Source organism: Opitutaceae bacterium (genome assembly GCA_041395105.1).
Classification (GTDB): Bacteria; Verrucomicrobiota; Verrucomicrobiia; order Opitutales; family Opitutaceae; genus B12-G4.
Genome location: JAWLBB010000002.1, coordinates 368,130 through 390,932 on the forward strand (window position 1 = coordinate 368,130; position 22,803 = coordinate 390,932).

Sequence of the window (22,803 nt, forward strand, 5' to 3'; positions counted from 1 at the left end):
TTGGATGAACGCATCTTGAGTGACTCCCGACAGGACAGGAAACCCTTCGGCCGGCAGATCGAAAACCTCATCGCCAACCTGAGAGGTTTTCCTGAGGATCAGGGCCGGTCACGGATTCGACCGACCCGGCCGATTGACGAGTTGGTGGAGAAACTTCTGATCAAGCATCGGGTCGGCACCTCCTCCCCGGAAGAAACGATCCGCGATGCCTGGGCCGGGATCGTGGGCGAATCCAATCAGCAGTTCGCCCATCCCGCCCGGATCGAACGGGATCGCTGTCTCGTCATCGCCGTCAGCGACCCCATCGTCCGCCAGGAACTGCAGTTCAACAAGAAACTCCTGATTGAGAGGATCCGTGCGCTTGCCGGTTGCGGCGGGATTCGCGAAGTCACCCTGCGATCGGGGTGAACGGCCGGCGCCTGACGGCCGGCCGGCAATCGGTTTCCGGACTGATTTCCAGCCATTTTTTCGCTTGCGGGTTCCCGGCCTGTCGTTGATGTTGACCCCTTACGTCAGAGTCAGGCCATCGGTTGTGGTCGGACTCCTCGGTCCACCCGGGAAACCGGATGAAAGCGGTGGAAACGGCTCGGGCTGTCTCCACGGAACCCGCATTCAGCGTGGTTCCCGACCGTGAACCAAATGAAAAACCATGACAGAAGTCTCGAATAAACAGAATATCATCACCGGGTATCAGACCCACGAAAAAGACACCGGCTCCTGCGACGTCCAGATTGCCCTGCTGACCGCGCGGATCAGTCACCTGACTGACCATCTGCGGGTCCATCGCAAGGATTTCCATTCACGTCGGGGTCTTCTCGCCATGGCAAGTCGTCGTCGAAAGCTTCTCGATTACCTGAAGCGTCACGACCTCCCCAAATACACCGAGTTGCTCAAGCGACTCAACCTCCGCAAATAAGCGGGTGTGGTGGACGTGTTTCGCCGCGGCGAAACCGGGCCCATCCTCCTCCGGCAGCCCGGTGAATCAAGCGATTTGGATGAGCTCTGGGTCGACCAATGGTCGTTCTCCAGCCTCCATCCCGATCGGCGCGATGCACCAAGATCCCGGAAAGTGAGGGCCGACCCATCGGTTGCCACCTTTCCCCAATCACCTCGATTGAACGAACGACCTGAGACATTTCCGTCTGCCATTCCAACGCCCGGCTGGGGCGGCAGACGGAAATCTCTCAAGCTCGTGGTTCAATCAGGTTTCCAAACACAGATAGATTGATCCATGAAACAGAAGCACAACTTCAAAGTAGAAGGTCTCGATATGACCTTCTCCACCGGTACTCTGGCAGGACTTGCCAGCGGTGCTGTTACCGTGACCGTCGGTGAGACGTCACTTTTCGTCGCCTCATCGGTCGCCGCCACCACCCGGGAGGGCCAGGATTGGTTCCCGCTGCAGGTTGACTACCGCGAGCGGTTCTCCGCTGCGGGCCGTTTCCCCGGCGGCTACTTCAAACGCGAAGGCCGCCCCTCCGAGAAGGAGATCCTGACTTCCCGCCTCTGTGACCGTCCCTGCCGGCCGCTTTTTCCCAAGGGCTTCCTGAACGAAGTCCAGATCTGCGGCCTTTTGCTGACAGCCGACCTCGTCAACGACTCGGACATCTCGATGGTCAATGGCGCTTCGGCTTCCCTTGCCATCTCCGAAATCCCCTGGAATGGCCCGATCGGCTGCGTCCGGGTCGGCCGTATCGACGGGAAGTTTGTCGCCAACCCGACCATTGACGATCAGTTCTCGTCCGACCTCGATCTCGTCTACGTCGGCACTGCCGAGGAGATGCTGATGATCGAAGGCAGCGCCGACCAGCTTCCGGAAGAGGACTTCCTCAACGCCCTCGAGTTCGCCCACCAATCCATTCAACCGATCATCGCGACCATCAACAAAATGGTCAGTGAGGTCGGCAAACCGAAGAAGGAATTCCCCCTGATCACCTGCGACGAGCCGGTCATGGAAACCGTCCGCGCCGCAGCCGGTGCCGATATCGCCGCATCCGCCAAGCACCCGACCAAGCAGGCCCGTCAGGATGCCCTGTCTGCTGCCGGCGACAAGGCCAAGGCGGCTCTCGACGAAAAGCTCGGTGAAGACGGCTACAAGGCCACCCATCTGAAGATGGCTCTCGAGGAACTGCAGGAGGCCGCCTACCGCGATGCCATCCTCAGTGAAGGCTACCGCTCGGGCGGCCGGCCCACCGACAAGCTGCGCGAGATTTCCTGCGAGACGGGAGTCCTGCCACGGGTGCACGGTTCCGCCCTCTTCAACCGCGGCGAGACTCAGGCCCTCGTCATCACGACCCTCGCTTCAACCGGTGAGTCACAGAGTCTCGATGCCTTGACCGGCGGACCCAAATCCAAGTCATTCACCCTTCACTACAACTTCCCCATTATTCGGTCGGCGAGACCGGGCGGATCATGGGTCCGGGTCGTCGTGAAATCGGACACGGAGCCCTCGCGGAACGGTCTCTCTTGCCGGTCGTCCCGACCGAAGAGACCTTCCCCTACTGCATCCGGATCATCTCCGAGATCATGTCGTCGAACGGATCGACCTCGATGGCCTCGATCTGTGGCGGTTGCTTGTCGCTGATGGACGCCGGTGTGCCCATCATCGCCCCGGTGGCCGGCATTTCAATCGGCCTGGTCAGCGAGCGGGACGCGTCCGGCAAGCTCTCCAAGCAGGTCCTCCTGACCGATATCCTCGGCGAAGAGGATCACTACGGCGACATGGATTTCAAGATCGCCGGAACCGCGGAGGGCATCACCGGATTCCAGCTCGACCTCAAGATCAAGGGACTTCCCTTCGATCTGGTGCGCAAGGCGGTGGCCGCCTCGCGGACCGCCCGGCTCGAGATTCTCGAAAAGATGAAGGAAGCCCTCGCCGAACCGCGTCCTGAGCTCAGTGAATACGCTCCGCGGATCGAGACCCTCCAGATTGATCCCGACAAGATCGGTGCCCTCATCGGCCCGGGCGGCAAGAATATCCGCCGGATCACCGAGATCACGGGTGCCGAGATCAATATTGCCGAGGACAACAGCGGGAAGGTCTTCGTCTACACCAACAACCGCGAGGCAATGGCCCGAGCGGTGGAGGAGGTCATGATGGTCTGCGGCAAGATCGAGGAAGGAAAGATCTACCGCGGTATCGTCAAGGGAATCAAAGAGTTCGGTTGCTTCGTCGAGGTGCTTCCCGGCCAGGAAGGTCTGGTCCATATCTCGGAGTTGGCTGATTTCCGGGTCCGCCGGACCGAGGATGTCTGCAAGATGGGCGACGAAATGGTCGTCAAGTGCATCGGCATCGACGAGCGGGGACGCGTTCGCCTGAGCCGACGGGCCGCTCTCGAGGAGCTCGAAGCACAGAAGAACGGACAAGGCGGAGCCGAAGTGGCGGACGTTGCCGATGACGACGGTTCGGCCGAAGAGGCCGAAACCGCGACCCGCAGCGACGCCTGATCTCTCCCCCGGTCACCTTCCTGCCCAATTCAAGCGCCGAATCCACTGGATTCGGCGCTTTTCTTTGCCCGAAATCCTGCGCGATACTGGAGGTGCCTCCCCGCCATGACCACCCGAGCCGAACCCATCATCCTGGTCGACAACCTGACCCGCGTTTTCCGCACCTATCGCAAGCGCCCCGGTTTCGTCGGCGGGCTGATCGGCCTGGTCCACCGGACTTACGAAGAAACGGCCGCCGCCGACCGGATCAGTTTCTCCATCAACGAGGGAGAGTTCGTCGGCTTTCTCGGGCCCAATGGAGCGGGCAAGACAACCGTCCTGAAGATGCTCTCAGGACTCATCCATCCCACGAGCGGTTCCGCCCGGGTGGCCGGGTTCAACCCACGAGAGCGCAGGAATGAATACCGCCGGATGTTCGCCCTCGTCCTCGGTCAGAAGAATCAGCTCTGGTGGGATCTTCCCGCCATTGAGTCCTTCCACCTTCTGCGCCATATCTATGGCATCCCGGCCGAAACCCACCGGAAGCGTCTCGACGAACTCGTCGAACTCCTGGGGGTGGGCGCCAAGCTGAACGTCATGGTTCGCGAATTGTCCCTCGGCGAAAGGATGAAGATGGAACTGGTCGCCGCCCTGCTCCACGGCCCCCAGATCCTCTTCCTTGACGAACCGACCATCGGCCTCGACGTGGTCAGCCAGCGCTCCGTGCGCCATTTTCTCCGGGACTACAACCAACGCCACCGCGTGACCATCCTGCTGACCAGCCACTATATGGCCGACATCGAGGCTCTCTGCAAACGGGTCATCGTCATCCATCATGGCCGGCTCATCTATGACGGCCGGCTTGACCGGCTCGACATCGAAGGCGCCCGCCACAAAGTGATCCGATTCCGGCCCCTTGACAGCTGGCCGGCCGACTGGGTGGCCCCGGGCAAGCGACTGGCCGATGAAGACGGTTCAATCACCGTCGAGGTGCCCGGCGACCGCATCGTCGAGGCCTCACAGTTCATCCTCGCGACCGCCCCGGTCGCAGACATCACCATTGAGGAAGTGCCTCTCGAGGAAATCATCCACCAGCTCTTCAGCAGCCAGACCTGAACGCCCGGTCAACACAAAGAGGCCATCGGAAGGGTCATGAATTGCCGTCGCGCACCCGTGGTGAGCGCGTCAACCCCAGCTCCGGCCGGGAATCCCTGCGCCCCGCGCGGAAACCGGGCCTCCGCTGCCTGGCGACGAACGATCGGGAAAGCGCCTCACACCGCACCAGGGCGGTCGGGTTGCTCGTCGAGCAGCCCGCCGAGCGAAGCGCGCATGCCCGAAAGGGTGAACGGCTTGTTCAGGACCCGCGCCCATCTCGGGACCGGGTCCACCCCGGCACGCAGATCGATCCGGGTCGTCGTCGCGATCGTGGTCATCCCGGGGTGCAGCCGCCTTGCTGTATCCAATAATTGAATACCCATGTCCCCTTCCTCCGGATCGCACTCCGCAATCAAGCCGTCGTAAGGCAGGCTCTCGAGCAGCCGTCCGGCGACCGACGCATCGGCCGTCTTGTCGATGTGGAATTCGTTCCTGACCACCATCTCTATCATGTCGGTGATCGCCGCATAACGATCGAAGACGAGCAGGCGGCGGCCCAGCAGGTCGCCGGCCGGCCGCAGACTCTCCAGCGCCCTCTCGATCAACGCCTGCGGCTCCTCCCTTTCGCCTTCCAGGCGGGACCAGCCCAGCGTCAGCGGGGCCAACCCGCCAAGACCGGCGACACGACGGGTCGCGCTCAGGGCTTCCCTCGGCACCTGGCGCGGAGCGATCAGCCCCAGGGTGGAAGCGTCGAGGACATCGCAGATCGCCTCTTCGCCGAGTTGCGCACGCAATTCGGGCAGACGGGCGAGCAGCGGGGTCAGATCGGAGCCGGCCCGCAGGACCACCAGGGTCAAGGGCAACCCCAGCCACCGGCACCGATAGACCTCGCGGTCCAGGTGCTCGCGCAGCGCGCCACGGTCGGCCGTCATCGGACCGAAGATCACGACGGTAAAACCGGCTCCCGCCGGCCGTTCGACCGTCCGCAAATCGACCAGATTCTGCCCGGACCCGGAGGGCAGCACGTATTGGAGATGGTCCGGGTCAATCGTGGATTTGCGGACGCTGTGCGCCTCCAGCGAACTGACGGTTTCCTCCCGATTCCCCCACCCGCCGGTTCCGTCAATCCTCGGGACCTGCGCGTTGCGCAGCAGCAGGGAACCATCCTGATCGAAACAGAGGATGCCGATGGGCAGTTGGTCGTAGACGAAACGCAGAAGCATCAGCGTCCGTCGATCCGCCTGCAACGTTTCGGCGACCTCGAGAAGCGCCGCGGTAAAGTCGGTCAACGCCCCGAGAAGGTGCAGATCCTGGGGCCCGAACGGCCGCGAGGAGGAGGGTGGAGCGATCCGGATAAAGCCACCCGTCCCCGATGTTGATTCCACCGGCGAGGTCAGTTCCGGGGTGGCGAAGGACTGATCGGACTGATCGGGCGAACCAACCGGCAGGGAGAAGTGGATGGTCCGGCCCGATTCCGAAGAGACCCAGCCGAAGAAATCTTCGAGGGCTTCGAAAAAAGATCCGAAATCCGAAATGCCGCGCAGAACGACGGCCAGACGCCGGGTGATGCCGTCCACATCGGCGAGGGCCTGCTCCAGTTTCTTGGTTGATGGCTGGATCATCGCTCGGTCGAATCGGTCGGCAGCGATATGGTGAACTCCGTTCCCTGCCCCAGAGTGCTGGCCGCACGGATCACTCCATGGTGTCCGTCCACGATCCGCTTGACGATCGCAAGTCCCAGACCCATGCCTCCCCGGCCCTTCCGGACACCCGTTGATTTCGTGGTCACAAAGGGCTCGAAAATCCGGGGCAGAACCTCGAGGTCGATTCCATCGCCATTGTCCCGGATGGTCACCTCAACGGAGGGATTGATAACCTGACGGGTCCGGTGTTCCAGCCGCACCTCGATCCTGCCGTTTTCCCGGTTGTTGATCGCCTGAACGCCGTTTTGGAAGAGGTTGATGAACACCTGGAGCAACTGGTTGTAATTGCCGTGGACGGGCGGCATGGTCACGTATTCAAAATCAAATGATACGCCGGCTCCGCGGAAATCCGACTTCGTGATGTCATAGGCCGCCTTGATCACCTCGCCGACCTGCAGGTAGGTAAACTCGACCGAATCCCGGGTGGCGAACGAAGAGATGTTCTCGACGATCCCGACAATTCGCGCGACATCGCGCTGCATGATCTCACTGAACTCGCGCTGAAACTCCCTGTCATCACCGTTCTCCTTGAGCAGGCCGGCAAAGGTCTGGATGGAGACCAGCGGGTTGCGCAACTCGTGAGCCAGGCCGGCCGCGAGAGTGCCGAGCGAAATCAATTTCTCGGCCTGGCTGGCCCGCCTCTCCAGCTGGCGGGAACGGACGTTGAGTCCAATCTGGAGACAGATGGCTTCGAGCAGGGAGAGATCGGCTCCGGAAAAGAGACGATGCCGGGCCCGGGGCCGAAGGATGAGCACTCCGAAGAAAATTGTGTCGGCATGAATCGGGACGATCGCGGCGACGCCGTGCTCCATCCGCAGGGCCCGGGCGCGATGGGAATAAAGTGAGTCCGACTCCATCTCGATCTCCTCGAGCAGGACCGCCTTGCGGGAGCGTTGCACCAGCCGGACAATCGGATCATCGGGATCGAGCCGGAAAAGTTCACGGAATCCGGCCGGAAAGCCGCTCGAGACCACCGGTGTGATCTCCGCCTCAAGTTCGCCGCGGACCGCAATGGCGGCGCCGCCGGTATCAAGGGTGGTTCGCACGGACTCCACCACCTCCTCGAACATCTTCTCCTCGTCGCTGATCGAGGCGATCTGCTGGGCCAGGTGGCGCAACCGGCTGCGGCCGCGGAACTCCTCCCGCAGAAGCGTGCCCTCAAGAAGCCGGTCCACCCGGATCTTGAGAAGGTAGGAGGCCACGAAGATACAGCCGGTGGTCAGTAGCGAAACCACAAAATAGGCCGGCTTCGGAAGGACGCTCCAGCCGGTCAGCCAATGGGCCGTCCAGAGGGCCAGCGGCATGACCGGTGTCAACGCCACAACGACCAGACCATAGCTGATCAGCCGCACCACCAGGAGGTTGATCTCAACCAGCCGGAAGCGGATCATCGCATACCCCACCCCGACAATGTAGACGAGGGCGAGACCATTGCCGACCGGGGGGATGGGGACATCGAACCAGAGCAGGAAATTGGTCAATCCTCCGATCCAACCGACGATCGTGCAGAAGCAGACATAAAAGAGCTGGTTGCGTCTGGCATGGCTGGAGCGGCGAAAGGCCGAGAGCAGAACCATCCAGGCACGAACCGTATAGTAACTGAAGAGTAAGCTGTAGGGGACAAAAACCGGCCCGCCTTTCGGCCAATAGGGGAACATCAGCTCCGGTTCCACGTGAGAGACCAGGTAGGGCGTCGGCGTAAAGGCGGCTATGACCACCGCGATGACGTAACCGATCTGGATCTCATACCGGTTGACCCGCCCCGCCAACCGGGTGACAAAGTGGTAATAGGAGATCGGGATGAAGGTCGAACACCCGAGCAGGAGACGGGAATACAGCAGGGCTTCCTCCGCGCTGGCGGAGAACTGCCAGAGCAGGTAGAACAACGACCAGAGGGCAAAACTGGCCGTGAACCACGAAAAGAGCTGGTTCTGCCGTCGCCGCGGATCCCGAAGCAGGACTGCGAGCCCAAGAACGACGCTCGAGAGCACGTTCAGAAATGCGGTGACAATGCAGTAGACGATCACTTGATACCTGCGACCACGTTGGCCTGATTCCCCAGGGAGGTAAAGCACTGCACCCGGTTGAAGCCCGCCCGTTCGAGCATGGCGGTCAATTGCTCCGAACTGAAGAACACATAGTAACCCTGCTCCTCCTTGACCTTGATCGCTCCCGCGGCGCGCAGGAGTTCACGCGCCGACTCGAGCTCCGGACGAGAGGCTTTCTGCTCGATGAAATCCCGATAGATGGCCGAGAGATCGCAGAAGGGTTTCATGCTCGACACGACAATACGGCCTCCCGGCTGAAGCACACGGTAAAAGTGTTGAAGCAGGCGCTCCGGATCTTCCAGGTAGGACAGAACGAGACTGCAGACAATCTTGTCGAAGCAATTATCGGCAAACTGGAGAATCCGACCCCAGGTCTTGCGACCGTCCCCGAACTCCTCGAGGTCTCCCCGCGCATAGATCCGGTCGATCCGGGTGGCGCTCACAGATCCGGGTGGCGTGAGCAGCTGATGGGCGGTCCGGTGCTTGTCGATCGCCTCACTCAATCCGGCGGCAGTCAACTCGATGCCCAGATAAATCGGCCGCTTTCCGGACGGAAAGACCCTGCGCTGAATCAACTCACGCAGAACCCAGACGCCGAACAGACCGTTCCCGCACCCGGCATCGAGCAGAATATCCTCATCCTCGATTTTTCCGATCAGGTCACCCACCAGGTCGAGATAGTGCTGGAATTCGTCGATCTTCTCCATCACCCGGTATTTGCCGAGATACTCGCCCCAGAAATCCGTCTCCGAGCCGTTGAAGATCTGAATCTTCTTCAATCGATCACGCTCAATGCGATTCTGGGCGAAGAGGGCGCGCTTGTCGGGAATCCGCACCTCTGCGGCCCGGCCACCCTCCGCACAAAACTGGGCCTGACAGACACCGACCACCATGCGCAGGCTTCGCTCGGCTGTCTCCTGGTTTTCCCGGACCTCGTGCATGGCCCCTTCAATCGGATAGAGTCGCATCTGATCGTTGCAGCGCGCAATCGCCTGGACGTCCTCCATCCGCACCCAGGAATCATGGGAGGCAGGGAACCATGAAATCGGGGCATCGATCAGGGAAATGTCCCGGGCCATGTCGTCCAGTCGATGGTACTGCCCCTCGACCGCTTCATCGAAGAACCGGTCCATATTGACCTCGTGCCCGAGGATATCGAGGACTCCGAACCGCTTCCCGCCGATATGCGCGGCCACCAGGTCTTCCTGATAGACCCGGAACAGGGTATAGGTCAAATCAACCACTCCGACCACTCCCACGAGATGCCGGACCCGCCGGTCCTCCCGGGCGGCCCGAACCGCCATCAGGGATGAAAGACTGTTGGCCAGAAGGGTCACCTCCTCGCAGCCGTAGGTGCGTTCCAGAAAGTCCAGGGTGGCGGTGACATTCTCCACTCCTTCGCCCAGGGTGAAATCGAGCATCGCGCCATCGGACTCGCCGAAATGGCTCGTGAAATCGAAACGGATCACACGGAAGCGATTGGCCGCCAGGTAATAAGCCAGCGGAAGATTGTTTTTCTTCGACTCGCCGTACTTCGGCATGATGACGACAAACGGAGCGTCCTCATCGCCGGAACGGGCATCCACGTAGGCAACGATCTTCTTCCCGTCCTTGTTCGGGTAGAAGACCTGTTCGCTTATGATATCACTTACTTGAATACCGCTCATTAGCCGGCTCGATTGCAGTCGCGGGATATTGAATCCACCGAACGGCCATAGATTTGAAATTCAAGCATTTGGCAATTTTCTTTTTGATAAAGACACCCGGTGTGAAACCGTTATGAATAGTGGCGGGTTCCGTCTCTTGGAAACCCGTCGTCGAGCTACCGTCCCCTCCCCCCACTCATTCCCTTGCAAGATCCGAATTCCAACAGCTTGGCCGTGACATTTGCCAGATGCCCGGCCAGCCTATTTCCATTCGTTCGAACCATTAGTGATCAGTGTCCTCCTCATTGCTGAAGACCGCGAGGCAGAAAACCGGATAAGGGCGCTCCTCCCCGCGGATCGTTACAAGACCTCGACGCGATCAACCGTCGACGAGGCCCGCACGATCATTGAGGCGAATATCTTCGACCTGAGCATCTTCTGTGTCTCGGAGTCGGACCGGAACGCGCTCGACGAGATCGCCCAGATCAAACGCATGAGCCCCGGCATCCCGCTGGCAGTGGTCATTGCCCGCTGCCCCCAGGCGTGGGAAGAGTCCGCCCTGGGCAAGGGCGTCGATTTCGTCTTTTGCGATCCCCTCGTCGCCACTCACTTCACCTCGATTCTCGACCGCCTCGCCCGACTGGCCGAAACCTCCCGCCCGGCACCGACGCCTTCCCAGATCGTGGCCAGACCCGTCGAAACCGGGTTTTCCCGCGCAGCGCTGGAAGTCCTCCGCGATTTTTCCAGGGTCCTCGGCTACTCACTCGACTACAAACTGTTCACCCAGCATTTCGTGCTCAAGCTGCGTGAGATCATCCGGGTCAACCGGATTGCCATCTTTCTGGAACCGCCGCCGACCAGTTCGATGACCGCGGGACCGAAAGCCAACCGACTTCCCTGCATTTCCGCCGTCGGCATTCCACTCGACATCCGCGACTGCTTTGAACTCTCGCGCAATGCGGGGATCGGTGAGCGCCTGACCAAGGGCAACCATATCCTGCGGGCCGGCCCGGAGCACGGTCAGTTCTTCGGCGGTCTCAACCCGAAGATCCAGCGCGAATTCGAGATCCTCGACTGCCACATCGCCATCCCGATCTCCGACCGTGAGCGCACCCTCGGCGTCGCCGTTCTCGGCGATCGGGTGACGGGAAATGATTTCTCCGATGAGGAACTGCAGTTGCTCTTCCTCCTGATGGAAGAGCTCGGATTGGCGATCAAGAACAGCTGGCTTCATCATCAGCTCTCAGCCAGTCACAAGCTCTTCTCCGATGTCCTCGCTTCCATGAGCAGTGGAAGCATGGTGGTGGGACCGGACCTGAACATCCTCCATGCCAATCGCGCCATGATGCACTTTGTCCGTGGAGACCGGGAATCCCAAAAAACCCTCGAATTCGCCGATCTTCAGCCGACTCTGGCGACTCCGATTTACGATGTCGTCGAAAAGGGCGCCAAACCGTCGCCTTTTTTCTTCACCGACCGGCCCGAGAGCAAGAGCATCTTCCGCGCTTCGATCATCCCCTTTCGCAACGGAGACAATCGCCTGCCCCAGTCGGTCATGGTCGTGGTGGAGGACTTCACCCAGATCGAATCGGCCAAGCGCTTCGATATCGAGTCTTCCAAGACCAAGCTCATCTCTCTCATCGCCAAGCGATTCGCCCACGAAATCAGGAATTCCCTCGTCCCCCTGACCACTCACCAGCAGCTTCTCGATCAGGAATACGCGAACGAGGATTTCCGCCGGTCGCTGAAGACGGCTCTCGAAACCGAAACCGGACGGATTCAGCGCTTCACCGACCAGATGCTCTTCCTCGCCCAGCCGAGCCTGACACTCGACGAAGTGACTGATCTGCCGAGCCTGATCAATGAGAGCTTCCAAAGCATTCGCGGACAATTCGGAGGCCGGCCCACCCTTGAGGTCACCTCGGAAGTCGAAAGCCCGGTCGTCCGCTGCGATCGCCACAGCCTGCGGCACGCGATCGGCGAGATCCTCGTCAATGCCATCCAGGCCAACACCGACGATCCCGCCGTCACGGTCCGGCTGCGCAACGGGGTAGAGGGCAAGATTGCCCTCGAATTCTCCGACAACGGCGTCGGCTTCACCAGCGAGACAGCCGAGCGCGCGATCGAGCCGTTCTTCACCACCCGAAACACCGGGGTCGGCCTCGGCCTGACCGTGGCCCATCGCATTGTTGACGAACACCATGGCGAGCTCCTCGTCAAACCCCGCTCCCGGGAAAATCAGGCCGACGTCGCGGTCATCCTCCCCCACGCCGACTCCTGATTCACGGATCTTCCACGGCAGTCCGACCGGCAGGAATCCGATCCCCGGAGGCGGGCCGCACATTCACACTTGCCGCCACCCGCCGAAGACTATAAGTCAGACCCCCTAATCCCATAGTAAAGGAACCCTTCACACGGCCCTTCCATTCAGCCTTCCAGTCGAAGTCTTCCACGATTCTGAGGACGAACAACCTCAACCCGCAGTCTTTCGCATGCCACTTACCGAACTCGATTCCGCCCTTCAGAAGCCGGGCGCCGAGGATACCGAGATACTCAAGAAGACCCTGCTCGTCATCGACGACGAGGAAGGACCCCGACAGTCCCTGCGGATGGTGTTCAAGAACGACTACCATGTCCACACCGTCGAGTCCGGGGAGAAGGCGATCGAGTATGTGAGGACCCATCCCGTCCACGCCGCCATTCTCGACATCCGGATGGCCGGGCAATCGGGGATCGAGGTCCTCCGGCAGATCAAGGCGATCGCCCCGTCCATCGAGGTCATCATGCTGACCGCCTACGAAACCCTCGAGACCGCCCGGCAGGCGATCCGCCTCGGAGCCTGTGATTACCTCAACAAACCCTTTGATATCGCCACCATCCGGGAATCCGTCAAGAGGGCGGCCCGTCTGCGCGACATCAGTGACAATATCTCCGCGACTTTCGACCGTTTCAATTCCCTGACCAGTGAACTCCAGGACGCCAACCTGCGCGAAGAGATGGCCCGAACCGCGAACGAGATCTACGCCGGCGTCCTGCACGACATCAACAACCCCCTGACGATCATTTCCGGTTTCGTCGAGATGCTCGAAATGCAGCTTTCCCGCTCCACCGTGGTGTCGGGCTCCGCCCTCGAGGAAGCCCGCGGAAAACTCAATATCATCTCCAAGCAGGTCTCCACCTGCGGCGCCATCACCAGCCGCTACCTCAAGCTTCTCAAACGCACCTCCGAGGAAGGCACGACACTCTCCGTCAATCAGATCCTTTCGGATCTCATCTCACTCCTCAAGTCGCACCCGGCGATCCACTCGAGCAAACTGGTCGTCAAATCGCTCGAATCCGACCTGCAGACACCGGTCAACTGCACCGAGTTGCTCCAGGTCCTGATCAACCTGTCGGTCAATGCCTTTCAGAGCACACCGAAGTCCCAGACGGTCGAGGTGTCCGCCACCCGCCATGACGAACCGATCGACCTCGCAAGTCTGCCCGATGGTCCGGATACCCATCTGCTCAATCCGGAGCATTTCCTGAATCAGGCCCCGGTTCTCTGCATCACCCTGACCGATCAGGGCGACGGCATACCGAGCGACCGCTTTGCCCGTATCTTCGAACCCTACTTCACCACCAAGGGCAGTCAGGGCGGCACCGGCCTGGGCCTGTCCATCGTGGCCCGATTGATGAAAAACGCCCGGGGAATGGTCTGGCTTCAGAGCCGCCCGGGTGAAGGCACCTGCTTCAAGCTCTTCTTCCCCGCCTCGAATCCGGAGTCCTGACCCACGGACCCTCGCCATGGCGGATCCGGTTCCACTCCTATTGGCATTCCTCGCGGGGGTCTTCATCTCGGGTCTCACCGTCTGGCTCGCCACCCGCCTGGCCCATCAGAAAGCGCTTTCCGTCCGGGACGGTCAACAGGCGACGACTGACGAGAAAGCCAGGAACCTCGAATCCCGGCTGGAAGATGCCGACCGGGAACGCGCCGCCCTGATCTCCGAGAATACCCGCCTGCGGGAACGATCGGGTCATCTCGAGCAGGAGATCGCCCGGCTGCAAACGACTCTCGACAGCGAACGCAAGAACGCCACCGAGAAACTCGCGGCCGTTCAGGATGCCCAGGAAAAGCTCATTGAGAGGTTCAAAGCCCTCTCTGCCGATGCGCTGCGCGAGAACAACAAGACCTTCCTCGATCTGGCCCAGACCTCCTTCAGCAAGCTGCAGGAAGGTGCCGCCGGCAGCCTCGAGGCCCGGGAAAAGGCGATCAGCCAGGTCATTCAGCCTCTCAAGGAATCCCTCAACAAGGTCGACACCCGCATTCAGGACCTCGAAAAAATCCGGGCCGGGGCCTATGCCGGACTCAGCGAGCAGATCAGGAGTCTCCTGACCACCCAGGGCCAGCTCGAAGCCCAGACGGGCAACCTGGTTCGGGCCCTGCGCGCTCCCGCCATCGGAGGCCGCTGGGGTGAGATCCAGCTCAAGCGCGTGGTGGAGATGGCTGGAATGGTCGAATACTGCGACTTCACCCAGCAGGACTCGGTCGACACGGAGAGTGGCCGGTTGCGCCCGGATCTCATCGTCCGCCTGCCCGGCGGCAAACAGATTGTGGTCGATTCCAAAGCCCCCCTCCAGGCTTACCTCAATGCCACCGAATCAGCCGATGAAGCCGTGAGGTCCGGATTTCTCATCGACCACGCCCGCCAGGTCAAAGTGCATATCGGCAAACTCGGGGCCAAGTCCTACTGGGACCAGTTCCAGCCTGCCCCCGAATTCGTCGTCCTCTTTCTTCCCGGCGAATCCTTCTTCAGCGCCGCCCTGAGCGTTGATCCGAGCCTCATCGAATCGGGTGTCGACCAGAAGGTCATTCTCGCCACCCCGACCACCCTGATCGCCCTGCTGCGTGCCGTCGCCTACGGCTGGAGGCAGGAACAGCTTGCCCGCAATGCCCAGGAAATCAGCAACCTGGGCCGCGAACTCTACGACCGGATTCGCGTTCTGGCCGCCCACTTTGACGATCTTCGCAAGTCGCTGGACCGATCGGTCAGTTCCTACAACAAGGCGGTCCGCACCCTCGAGTCCCGGGTCCTCGTCTCCGCCCGCCGCTTCCAGGAACTGGGCAGCGGATCTAACGAGGCCATCCCGGTCATCTCGGCGATCGACCAGGTGCCCCGCATCATCCAATCCGACGAATTGAACGACAATCCGTCCGACGATGAACTGATGCCGGACGACCGCGACCCGGTCGACCCGGAATCGGACGACTGACGACGGACTATCGGTGATCCCAGGGCAACTTCACCTGGATCGGCCGGTGCTTCCAGATCTCGAAGGGCTCGAAGATCTTGCCCGGGTTGAGGATCCCGTTGGGATCCAGGGCGTCCTTGACCGCCTTCATCGCCGCGATCTCGGCCCGATTCCTGGCCAACTTCAGAAACGGAGTCTTGGCCAGTCCGATACCGTGCTCCCCCGTGATCGTCCCGCCGAGTTCCACCACCTTTTCCATCAGCCGACGGACCGCCTTGCGGGCCTCCCGGCTCTGGCGGTAATCGTCGCGATCATACATGATGTTGACGTGGAAATTGCCATCGGCCGCGTGGCCGAAGGTCGGTGCCTCGAGGCCCGAATCGGTCTGCAGTTCCTCGAGGAACGCATAAAACTCCACCTGCCGGGCCAGGGGCACCACCACGTCTTCGTTCAATTTGGTGTTTCCCAGTTCAAACATCGCTCCGGAACATTTCCGCCGCACCTGCCAGAGCGCCTCGGCCGCCCGTTCCGTTCGCGCCTCCCTTGATGCGAGGCCGAACTCCCGTATCCAGTTGTTGACGACCTTGCGGCCCGCGACAAGGTCCCGGGCGGATCCGTCCAGTTCGACGAGGAGGACCGGCCGGCCGGGATGGTCCTTGAAAAAGACCGAGTCGGTGGCCCGCTCGGCACAGAGCACGCTGCGCCGGTCGAGGAACTCCACGATCGACGGAAAGATCCGGGTGGCGAGCAGACGGCGGACCGCCCCGAGGGCCGCGCCTTCATCCGGAAAGGCGACCAGAACGGTCCAGCGCCGGTCCGGCTTGGGCAGGAGTCTGAGGATCGCCCCGGTGACCACCCCGAGGGTTCCTTCACTGCCGATCCAGAGATCCCTCAGATTGTAACCACAAGCGAACTTCCGGTAGTGGCCGCCCCACTCGACATAGTCGCCGGTCGGGAGAAAGCCGCGCAGGGAGAGAACGAAATCACGGGTCACGCCGTACTTGGCGCCACGCATGCCCCCCGCGTTGCAGGCGATGGTGCCACCGATGGTCGCATAAGCCTTGGATGAGGGATCGGGCGGATAGAACCAGCCGGCGGCCTCGACTTCGGTCTGGATATCCGCGATCCGCACGCCCGGATCCACGTCGATGAGGCCCTGCTCGGCATCCAGCCGGGTCGTTCTCCAGCCGGACAGGTCGATGACCCAGCCCCCGCGAAGCGGCGAGGCCGAACCGGTCAGGCTCGAGCCCCCACCCCGCACCGTGACCGGCACTTTCATCCGGTTGGCCAGTCGAAGCACCCGTCCGACGTCATCCCGGTCCCTTGGCACGATGACCGCTTCCGGGACAAAGGACAGCTTGCTCCCGTCGAAGGACGCGGCGAAACAGGCTTCGTCGTCAAAACGCGCGGCCGGACCGACCGCCCGCCGAAGGCGTCGGGACCTTTCCTTGGCGGTCGACCCGCTGGCATTGCGTGGGCTCATGAACTCCATTGGAGCAAAATCCGTCCCCTTGGGAAATCAATTCCTCAATCGGATTCGTTTCCACCTCCGGAAACCACCGGCTTCCCGGTTCCTCATCCCCGCATCCGCTGAAAGCGTCCGATCAGCACCCCCCCCACGATCAATTGCAGAGGGTGGTAAAGCATGATGGGCAGGAGAATCAGGCCGAGTCCCGGATGAGCGGCGAAGATGAGCTTGGCCATGGGGACGCCCGCCGCGAGGGTTTTGTGGGAACCACAGAAGACAACCGCGGGGGAATCCGGAATCGGCACCCCGAAAAAACGCACCGCACCCAGCACCAGGATCATGACGCACGCGAAATACAGGACAACCAGCCCGGTCGCGCCAAGCGTGACCCCGGCGCCGGTTTGACCCCAAAATCCGGATACAACGGACTCGCAGAAGGAAGTGTAGACGATGAAGAGCACGATCAGGCTGCTCACCGTCCCGAACTGCTTCCTGCGCCGGTCCGCCCACTGGTGAAGCCGCCGCCGAAGGATCTGCCCGAGGCACAGGGGAAGCAGGATGAGCAGGGCGATCTTCAGAATGACCGGACCGAGGGAGAAATGAGTTCCCTGCACCTGAGCGAAAGCGGACACCCAAAGCGGGGTCAGGAGGATTCCCCCCAGGTTTGAAAGGGTCGTATTGACAAGGGCGAGGGTCACATTCCCGCCGGCCAGGGTGGTGAAAACCAGGGCGGACGAGATGGTGGTGGGCAGGGCTCCCAGGAAAACGAATCCGATGGCAAGATCGGGCGGGAGAAGACGGCCGGCGGCCACGGTCAAGCCGATCGCGACAAGGGGGGTGATCCCGAAGATGAAGATCTGGATAAGCAGGTGCAGCCGCCAGCGCACCAGGCCCTGCCAGACCTGCTCGGAGGCAAGTGTCAATCCCTGCAGGAGGAAGATCAGGATGACTCCGCCATTGACCAACCCCCCGATCGGCAGCCCGCCGCCTCCGGAACCGCCGTTCGGGAAGACCCAGGCGAGCAACACGGCAAGGACCAGGCCGAGGAGAAACCAATTGCGGCGAATCCAATTCGAGGAAATCATGATACAATCCGAGGCGGGTCAGGAATCCATTCCATCGGCGACGTCCGGTTGACGTCGGCGGCCCGACTTCAGCCTCTTGAGAAACACCGCGAACACCTTGCGTTCGTCGCGTCCAATCATCCAGAGGACTCCGCCATAGACTGCGGCACCGGCCGGGATGAGCAGCAGAAGCGACAGAAGATCGGCCGCCATCGTGCCCAGGTTTTTTTCCAGCCCGAGCAGGCACGACCAGAGGACCGCAGCCATGACCGCGCCGGCAAGGACCTGCCGCAGGACGATACGGATCAGTGGGCGGAAACCGAAACCGGGGCGATGGCGACTCATCATGATCTGCAGAAGGACCGTCTGGACCACGATGGCGCAATTGCTGGCCAGGGCGAGGCCGAGGGTACTGAAGCGGTGCATCAGGAGCAGACTTAGGATCAGGTTGAGGACGAAACCGACCCCCGCCATCCGCACCGGTGTCGCCATGTCCTTGAACGCGTTGAAGGCACGGGTCAGCAGGATGACGTAGGAATAGAACGGCAGACCGAGCCCGAATACGACGATGATGGGCATCATCGCCGCGGTATCCGAAGAGAGAAAGGCGCCGCGCTCGAACAGCAGGCGGATCACCGGTTCCCGCAGGACGATGATGCCCAGGCAGGCGGGAATGGCCAGAGCCAGGGTCAGGATCATTCCCCGCCGAAAGGCCGCCTGCATCGCTTGATGGTCACCCCGGGCGGCGAAACGCGAGATCTCCGGAAAGACAACCGTGGCGATGGCGACGGTGAAGATGCCCAGCGGCACCTCCATCTGCCGATTGGCCAGATAAAGGAGCGTCGCCGCGGAGTCGTTGAGGGAAAAAGCCAATCCACGGGAAATCAGGATATTGACCTGAAAGATCGATGCCCCGATCAATCCCGGCCCCATCAGTCGGATGATCTCCTGCACCCTTGCCGACTTGGTAAACCGCCAGGAAGGGCGCCATCCCAGGCGCCAGAGGCAATAGCCGGGAATCACACATTGGAGGAATCCTCCGAAGAGCACCCCGGCACAGAGCCAGTAGATGCGTTCAGAAGGTTCATCGGTCACGGCAAGCCCGATGCCCCCGAGAAGGACGATAATCGACAGATTAAGCCAAACCGCAGTCAGGGCCGGGATGACGAACCGATTCAGTGCATTGAGAGCCGCGGCAAAGGCCGCCGCAAGGCAGATGAATACAAGATAAGGAAACAGGATCGCAGTCAGCTCCGCCGCCACCGACCAGCGCTGCGAGAGCTCACTCGACCGACTCACCACCCAGGCCGCCGTCATGGCCAGGGCGGCCAGGCCGCCGGTCAGCACGAAGAGGCGTGTCACCACCTGGCTGAGCAGTTCGAACGCACCCGGCCTTCCCTTCTCCTCCAACGCCTCGCTGAAGACCGGAATGAAGGCGGCGGTCAGCGCGCCCTCGCCGAGCAGACGCCGGAAAAGGTTGGGCAGGGTGAACGCCGTGATGAAGGCCGAATTCAGGATCCCGGCGCCAAACACCGCAGTCGTCAGCATATCTCGCATCAGGCCGAGAACGCGGGACAGGATGGTGGAAACCGAAACGAGCCCGATTCGCTCGAGACTGCTGGACATTGAAAAAGTTGTCATCACGGGACCCCGGGGAAGCAAGCACGAAGAAATCCCCCAAAGGCCCGGACCCCCAAGGCCGGACCCCCGAATCCCGGTAACCTGACGTTGACGGCCGGTGGGCGGGAACTCAATCTGCCCGCCGATGCCCCTGATCGAATCACTGGTCGAAAAACTCCAGCGACATCCCAAACGCTTCGTTTTTCCGGAAGGAAGCGACCCGCGTATCATGCAGGCCGCCCGACAGATTGTATCCCGGCAGATGGGGGTTCCCATCCTATTGGGTGACCGGTCAGCCATCAAGCAGACGGCCGCGCGCCTGAGCATCAACCTCTCGGGAATTCGCCTGCTTGAGCCGACCCGGAGTGATGATTTTGAGGCCTTTACCGCCAGGTACCTCAGCCTTCGCAGCGCCAAGGGCGTCCAGCTGGACGAGGCGCGGCAGATCATGGCCGATCCAAATTTCTACGCGACGATGATGCTGGCCGAGAATCGGGTCGAGGCCCTGATTTCCGGGGCGACGCGATCTGCCTCGAGCGCTCTGCGGCCGCTTTTTCAGATTATTCCCCGCCAGCCGGGGGTCCAATCAGCCTCATCCCTTCTGGTGCTCGATTTCGAGGGCAAGGGTGTCGGAATCGGCGGCGTGCTCTTCCTCGGGGACTGCGGTGTCCTGCCTGAGCCGACCGCCACACAACTGGCGGATATCGCCGTGACAACCGCGACCCTCGCCCACCACCTGACCAATGCCCTCCCCCGGGTGGCCATGCTCAGTTTCTCCACCCGGGGCAGCTCCAACCACCCCTCGGTCGAACGGATCCGCGAGGCCACCCGCCTCGCCCGGGCCAAGGCCGGCGTGCTCGGTTTTGAGATCGCCATCGAGGGCGAGATCCAGGTGGACGCCGCCCTCGACGCGGCCACTGCCCTGAACAAGGGGGTCGAAGGGCCGGTCGGCGGCCAGGCCAACGTCCTGATTTTTCCCGATCTGAACAGCGGAAACACTGCTTCGAAACTGGTGCAGATCATGACCGGCGCCAACTCCTACGGGCAGATTCTCACCGGGCTTTCCAAACCGGCCGCAGAGATCAGCCGGGGTGCCAGCGCCCACGACATCCTGGGAGCCGCCGCCATCGTTGGTTGCCAAGCGATCGACCGCGTTCTGCTCTATGGAAATTGAGTCTGGGCCGGAAATGACTTCCATGGCGTCTACTGGAATCACTCCCGGACCCTCCCCAGCCGGAAAGGATACGCCGAAACAGGAATTCCGAGAGTCACCCGGGCTGCTTACGCGCTCCACCAACGTGGAGACCAAGCGCCTCTACGTGGCGGCGACCCGGATGAACGACGGCAAGACGACAACCTGTCTCGGCCTGTTCGAGGCGATGGGTACCCGCTTCCCGCGGATCGGCTTCATCAAACCCGTAGGCCAGCGCTTCGTCCATGTGGACGGTCATATTGTCGATGAGGATTCCTACCTCCTTGAACGGACCTACAATGTCCGGGTTCCCATCGAAAGCATGAGCCCGATCGCGGTCGACGCGACCTTTACCCGGCGCTTCCTCGAAGACCCCGAAGGCGTCCGACCGGGACTCGTCGATCGGATCTGCCGTGCTTTCGACCGGGTTTCCTGGGAAAAGGATTTCACCCTGATTGAAGGAACCGGTCACGCCGGCGTCGGTGCGGTCTTCGACCTGTCCAATGCCAGGGTTGCCCGCCTGCTTGACGCCAAGGTCCTCATCGTGGCCCAGGGGGGGATCGGCCGGCCAGTCGATGAGATCGCGCTGAACAAGGCACTCTTTGACCATGAAGGAGTCGAAGTCATCGGGGCCGTGCTGAACAAAGTCCACCCGGAGAAGCTGGAGATGATCTCCGAGGTCACCGGCCGGGGCCTGAAGCGGCTCGGCATCGACCTGCTTGGTGTCCTGCCCAATCAGCAGGTGCTGACCGCTCCCAATCTCTCCGAGATCGCCAAGGCGATCGACGGCCGCTGGATCAACGCGAAGAATTGCGGCCAGGACCAGCGCATCCTTCGGGTCATCGTGGGAGCCATGACTGCGGAGAGTATCATCGATTCCCTCAGGCCGGGTGTTCTTCTGATCACCCCGGGGGATCGCGACGATATCATCCTGGCCGCCATCGCCTGCTCGGGTCTGGCCGGCCATCGCGTCGCCTCGGGCATCGTGCTCACCCGCGATATCATGCCCAACCCCCGCCTGATGGAACTGCTCGGGCAGACCTCGATCCCAGTCATCGCCGCTGACGGCGACAGCTACACCATCGCCTCAAGGATCAATCGAATGACCGTCAAGACCCAGCCGCAGGACAGCGACAAGATTCCCGTCATCAAACGAATGATCACCGAAAACGTCGATCTGACCCGGCTGGTGGAGCGCCTTTGAACACGGTCACGTCCCGACAGCGGTTCACCGCTGCCCCTTCAAACCGGAAGAGAATCCAACCGGGCTTCCCCTACAACCTCTGCAGGTGGATCAAATCGCCTTCAACCCTCGCTTCCGAAAGGGTTGGCCAAGCCGTTTTCACATCGTCCGGAGACCCCATCAGGGAAACGAACCCTCCAAACACGACTGAGGAAAACCCCTGGAAATTCGGTATCCGGCAAGAGCCGATATAGACCGTCTCGGGCGCGAATTTCATCGAGGATTCTCCATCCGGCGCAAACTGCCCGGCGGCCTGAAGGATGATCCGGCGGTTTTCGCCTATCCCCTTGATCTCGACTGGCATACCAATCTGGACCCGATCGTCCGCGATACGGAAGAGAGGGATGCCCGGCTCAATCTTGGCGTCACCGTATTCAACCATGAGCTCCATCCGGCGCTTGCCGAAGGAAGCCGATGACCATTGATTGAGTTCCTGCTCGTTGAGGGTGAGTTCGACGGGGCTCTCGGAAACCAGCTGGTTGCGTTTCCCGACCCAAGCCGCTCCGTCCATTCCGCTGCGGCGTCCTTCGATATAGTAGACAACCGGCTTCATCTCGTCTTCCTCCGGGAGTCGTTTGACCTCCTCGACCGGTTTGAAAACGAGGTAAACCGCCGCAATCAGGACACCAAAAGCCCCCCCGAGGAGGATTCCAAATGCCCCGGCGATGAATGAAGAGAATGTTTCCGGTCCTTTCCGTTTGCGTACCATAATCCGACACTATGTATCGGATTTGCCGGCAGAACTTGAGGACTCGGTCGAAGGCTTACTCGGCTCGGATTTCGCCGGGGTGGTCGTTTCGCCCGAGGTGGAACCGGCTCCTGATTCGCCCACCGGAGCCTTCGAGCTTTCTCTTTTGTAGTCGGTCTCATAGAAACCGCTCCCTTTGAAGATGATTCCGGCACCCAGACCGATCAGACGGCGCAGACCCTCCTCCCCACAGGAAGGACACTGGGAAAGCGGGTCCGCTTTGATCGACTGAAAGACCTCAAACTGGTGGTCGCACAAGCGACAGGCGTATTCGTATGTGGGCATGGTTGATGGATAACGGTGCGGACTACCGCAGAG

The 22,803-nt window shown here is 61.3% G+C and carries 18 protein-coding genes; 10 read left to right on the forward strand and 8 right to left on the reverse strand.

Annotation, left to right across the window (positions count from 1 at the left end):
* Positions 1-15 precede the first annotated feature (15 nt).
* The 5 genes from R3F07_08370 to R3F07_08390 all read left to right on the forward strand — a co-directional run bounded on the left by R3F07_08370 (position 16) and on the right by R3F07_08390 (position 4,542).
* The gene (locus tag R3F07_08370; protein ID MEZ5276378.1) at positions 16-408 is read left to right on the forward strand and encodes a DUF721 domain-containing protein; all 393 of its coding nucleotides are present in this window, start codon (positions 16-18) and stop codon (positions 406-408) included.
* A gap of 241 nt (positions 409-649) precedes the next feature.
* A complete protein-coding gene (gene rpsO / locus R3F07_08375) occupies positions 650-916 on the forward strand; it encodes a 30S ribosomal protein S15 (GenBank protein ID MEZ5276379.1) in 267 nt (88 codons plus the stop codon).
* A gap of 315 nt (positions 917-1,231) precedes the next feature.
* The gene (locus R3F07_08380) at positions 1,232-2,584 is read left to right on the forward strand and encodes a hypothetical protein (protein MEZ5276380.1); all 1,353 of its coding nucleotides are present in this window, start codon (positions 1,232-1,234) and stop codon (positions 2,582-2,584) included.
* Positions 2,551-3,447, forward strand: coding sequence for a S1 RNA-binding domain-containing protein (locus tag R3F07_08385; protein ID MEZ5276381.1), 897 nt, complete (start codon positions 2,551-2,553; stop codon positions 3,445-3,447). The genes R3F07_08380 and R3F07_08385 overlap by 34 nt, the downstream gene beginning before the upstream one ends.
* Before the next feature lie 105 nt (positions 3,448-3,552).
* Complete coding sequence (locus tag R3F07_08390; GenBank protein ID MEZ5276382.1) at positions 3,553-4,542, forward strand: ABC transporter ATP-binding protein; 990 nt, start codon at positions 3,553-3,555, stop codon at positions 4,540-4,542.
* Positions 4,543-4,697: 155 nt separating this feature from the next.
* Here the strand turns inward: R3F07_08390 and R3F07_08395 are convergent, their stop codons facing one another.
* Genes R3F07_08395 through R3F07_08405 form a run of 3 tightly spaced genes read right to left on the reverse strand, consistent with a single transcriptional unit; the run spans position 4,698 to position 9,939 of the window.
* Positions 4,698-6,143: a hypothetical protein gene (locus R3F07_08395; protein ID MEZ5276383.1), complete on the reverse strand. Its 1,446-nt coding sequence runs from the start codon at positions 6,141-6,143 to the stop codon at positions 4,698-4,700.
* Positions 6,140-8,251 (reverse strand): ATP-binding protein, encoded by a 2,112-nt coding sequence (locus tag R3F07_08400; protein MEZ5276384.1) that lies wholly within the window; start codon positions 8,249-8,251, stop codon positions 6,140-6,142. Before R3F07_08400 ends, R3F07_08395 begins: the two co-directional genes overlap by 4 nt.
* The gene (locus R3F07_08405; protein ID MEZ5276385.1) at positions 8,248-9,939 is read right to left on the reverse strand and encodes a methyltransferase domain-containing protein; all 1,692 of its coding nucleotides are present in this window, start codon (positions 9,937-9,939) and stop codon (positions 8,248-8,250) included. The genes R3F07_08400 and R3F07_08405 overlap by 4 nt, the downstream gene beginning before the upstream one ends.
* A gap of 265 nt (positions 9,940-10,204) precedes the next feature.
* On the opposite strand from R3F07_08405, the gene R3F07_08410 reads away from it, so the two are divergent.
* The 3 genes from R3F07_08410 (at position 10,205) to rmuC (ending at position 15,171) form a co-directional block, all read left to right on the forward strand.
* The gene (locus R3F07_08410; protein MEZ5276386.1) at positions 10,205-12,199 is read left to right on the forward strand and encodes an ATP-binding protein; all 1,995 of its coding nucleotides are present in this window, start codon (positions 10,205-10,207) and stop codon (positions 12,197-12,199) included.
* Positions 12,200-12,410: 211 nt separating this feature from the next.
* Positions 12,411-13,688 carry a response regulator gene (locus R3F07_08415; GenBank protein MEZ5276387.1) on the forward strand — a complete coding sequence of 426 codons (1,278 nt, stop codon included), beginning with the start codon at positions 12,411-12,413 and terminating at the stop codon, positions 13,686-13,688.
* 16 nt (positions 13,689-13,704) lie between these two features.
* A complete protein-coding gene (rmuC, locus tag R3F07_08420; protein ID MEZ5276388.1) occupies positions 13,705-15,171 on the forward strand; it encodes a DNA recombination protein RmuC in 1,467 nt (488 codons plus the stop codon).
* Positions 15,172-15,178: 7 nt separating this feature from the next.
* Here the strand turns inward: rmuC and R3F07_08425 are convergent, their stop codons facing one another.
* The 3 genes from R3F07_08425 to murJ all read right to left on the reverse strand — a co-directional run bounded on the left by R3F07_08425 (position 15,179) and on the right by murJ (position 19,323).
* A complete protein-coding gene (locus R3F07_08425; GenBank protein MEZ5276389.1) occupies positions 15,179-16,633 on the reverse strand; it encodes an FAD-linked oxidase C-terminal domain-containing protein in 1,455 nt (484 codons plus the stop codon).
* A 92-nt stretch (positions 16,634-16,725) separates the two neighbouring features.
* On the reverse strand, positions 16,726-17,703 hold the full coding sequence (locus R3F07_08430) for a bile acid:sodium symporter family protein (GenBank protein ID MEZ5276390.1): 978 nt from the start codon (positions 17,701-17,703) through the stop codon (positions 16,726-16,728).
* 18 nt (positions 17,704-17,721) lie between these two features.
* Positions 17,722-19,323 (reverse strand): murein biosynthesis integral membrane protein MurJ, encoded by a 1,602-nt coding sequence (gene murJ, locus R3F07_08435; GenBank protein ID MEZ5276391.1) that lies wholly within the window; start codon positions 19,321-19,323, stop codon positions 17,722-17,724.
* A 124-nt stretch (positions 19,324-19,447) separates the two neighbouring features.
* Here murJ and R3F07_08440 point away from each other — a divergent pair, with 124 nt between their 5' ends.
* Together R3F07_08440 and R3F07_08445 are read left to right on the forward strand one after the other, a co-directional pair.
* The gene (locus tag R3F07_08440) at positions 19,448-20,476 is read left to right on the forward strand and encodes a phosphate acetyltransferase (GenBank protein ID MEZ5276392.1); all 1,029 of its coding nucleotides are present in this window, start codon (positions 19,448-19,450) and stop codon (positions 20,474-20,476) included.
* 22 nt (positions 20,477-20,498) lie between these two features.
* Entirely contained in the window at positions 20,499-21,698 is a 1,200-nt protein-coding gene (locus R3F07_08445) for an AAA family ATPase (GenBank protein ID MEZ5276393.1), read from the forward strand.
* Positions 21,699-21,768: 70 nt separating this feature from the next.
* Here R3F07_08445 and R3F07_08450 read toward each other — a convergent pair whose 3' ends face one another.
* Together R3F07_08450 and R3F07_08455 are read right to left on the reverse strand one after the other, a co-directional pair.
* Positions 21,769-22,446, reverse strand: a complete 678-nt coding sequence (locus R3F07_08450; protein ID MEZ5276394.1) for a hypothetical protein — start codon at positions 22,444-22,446, stop codon at positions 21,769-21,771.
* 9 nt (positions 22,447-22,455) lie between these two features.
* Positions 22,456-22,770 (reverse strand): zinc ribbon domain-containing protein, encoded by a 315-nt coding sequence (locus R3F07_08455; GenBank protein MEZ5276395.1) that lies wholly within the window; start codon positions 22,768-22,770, stop codon positions 22,456-22,458.
* Positions 22,771-22,803: the final 33 nt, after the last annotated feature.

Bases quoted from the DNA above. Each gene is read 5' to 3' on its own strand.
- rpsO (MEZ5276379.1), top strand. From the start codon at position 650: ATGACAGAAGTCTCGAATAAACAGAATATCATCACCGGGTATCAGACC.
- R3F07_08380 (MEZ5276380.1), top strand. From the start codon at position 1,232: ATGAAACAGAAGCACAACTTCAAAGTAGAAGGTCTCGATATGACCTTC.
- R3F07_08385 (MEZ5276381.1), top strand. From the start codon at position 2,551: ATGGCCTCGATCTGTGGCGGTTGCTTGTCGCTGATGGACGCCGGTGTG.
- R3F07_08390 (MEZ5276382.1), top strand. From the start codon at position 3,553: ATGACCACCCGAGCCGAACCCATCATCCTGGTCGACAACCTGACCCGC.
- R3F07_08395 (MEZ5276383.1), bottom strand. From the start codon at position 6,143: ATGATCCAGCCATCAACCAAGAAACTGGAGCAGGCCCTCGCCGATGTG.
- R3F07_08405 (MEZ5276385.1), bottom strand. From the start codon at position 9,939: ATGAGCGGTATTCAAGTAAGTGATATCATAAGCGAACAGGTCTTCTAC.
- R3F07_08415 (MEZ5276387.1), top strand. From the start codon at position 12,411: ATGCCACTTACCGAACTCGATTCCGCCCTTCAGAAGCCGGGCGCCGAG.
- rmuC (MEZ5276388.1), top strand. From the start codon at position 13,705: ATGGCGGATCCGGTTCCACTCCTATTGGCATTCCTCGCGGGGGTCTTC.
- R3F07_08425 (MEZ5276389.1), bottom strand. From the start codon at position 16,633: ATGAGCCCACGCAATGCCAGCGGGTCGACCGCCAAGGAAAGGTCCCGA.
- R3F07_08430 (MEZ5276390.1), bottom strand. From the start codon at position 17,703: ATGATTTCCTCGAATTGGATTCGCCGCAATTGGTTTCTCCTCGGCCTG.
- murJ (MEZ5276391.1), bottom strand. From the start codon at position 19,323: ATGACAACTTTTTCAATGTCCAGCAGTCTCGAGCGAATCGGGCTCGTT.
- R3F07_08440 (MEZ5276392.1), top strand. From the start codon at position 19,448: ATGCCCCTGATCGAATCACTGGTCGAAAAACTCCAGCGACATCCCAAA.
- R3F07_08445 (MEZ5276393.1), top strand. From the start codon at position 20,499: ATGGCGTCTACTGGAATCACTCCCGGACCCTCCCCAGCCGGAAAGGAT.
- R3F07_08450 (MEZ5276394.1), bottom strand. From the start codon at position 22,446: ATGGTACGCAAACGGAAAGGACCGGAAACATTCTCTTCATTCATCGCC.
- R3F07_08455 (MEZ5276395.1), bottom strand. From the start codon at position 22,770: ATGCCCACATACGAATACGCCTGTCGCTTGTGCGACCACCAGTTTGAG.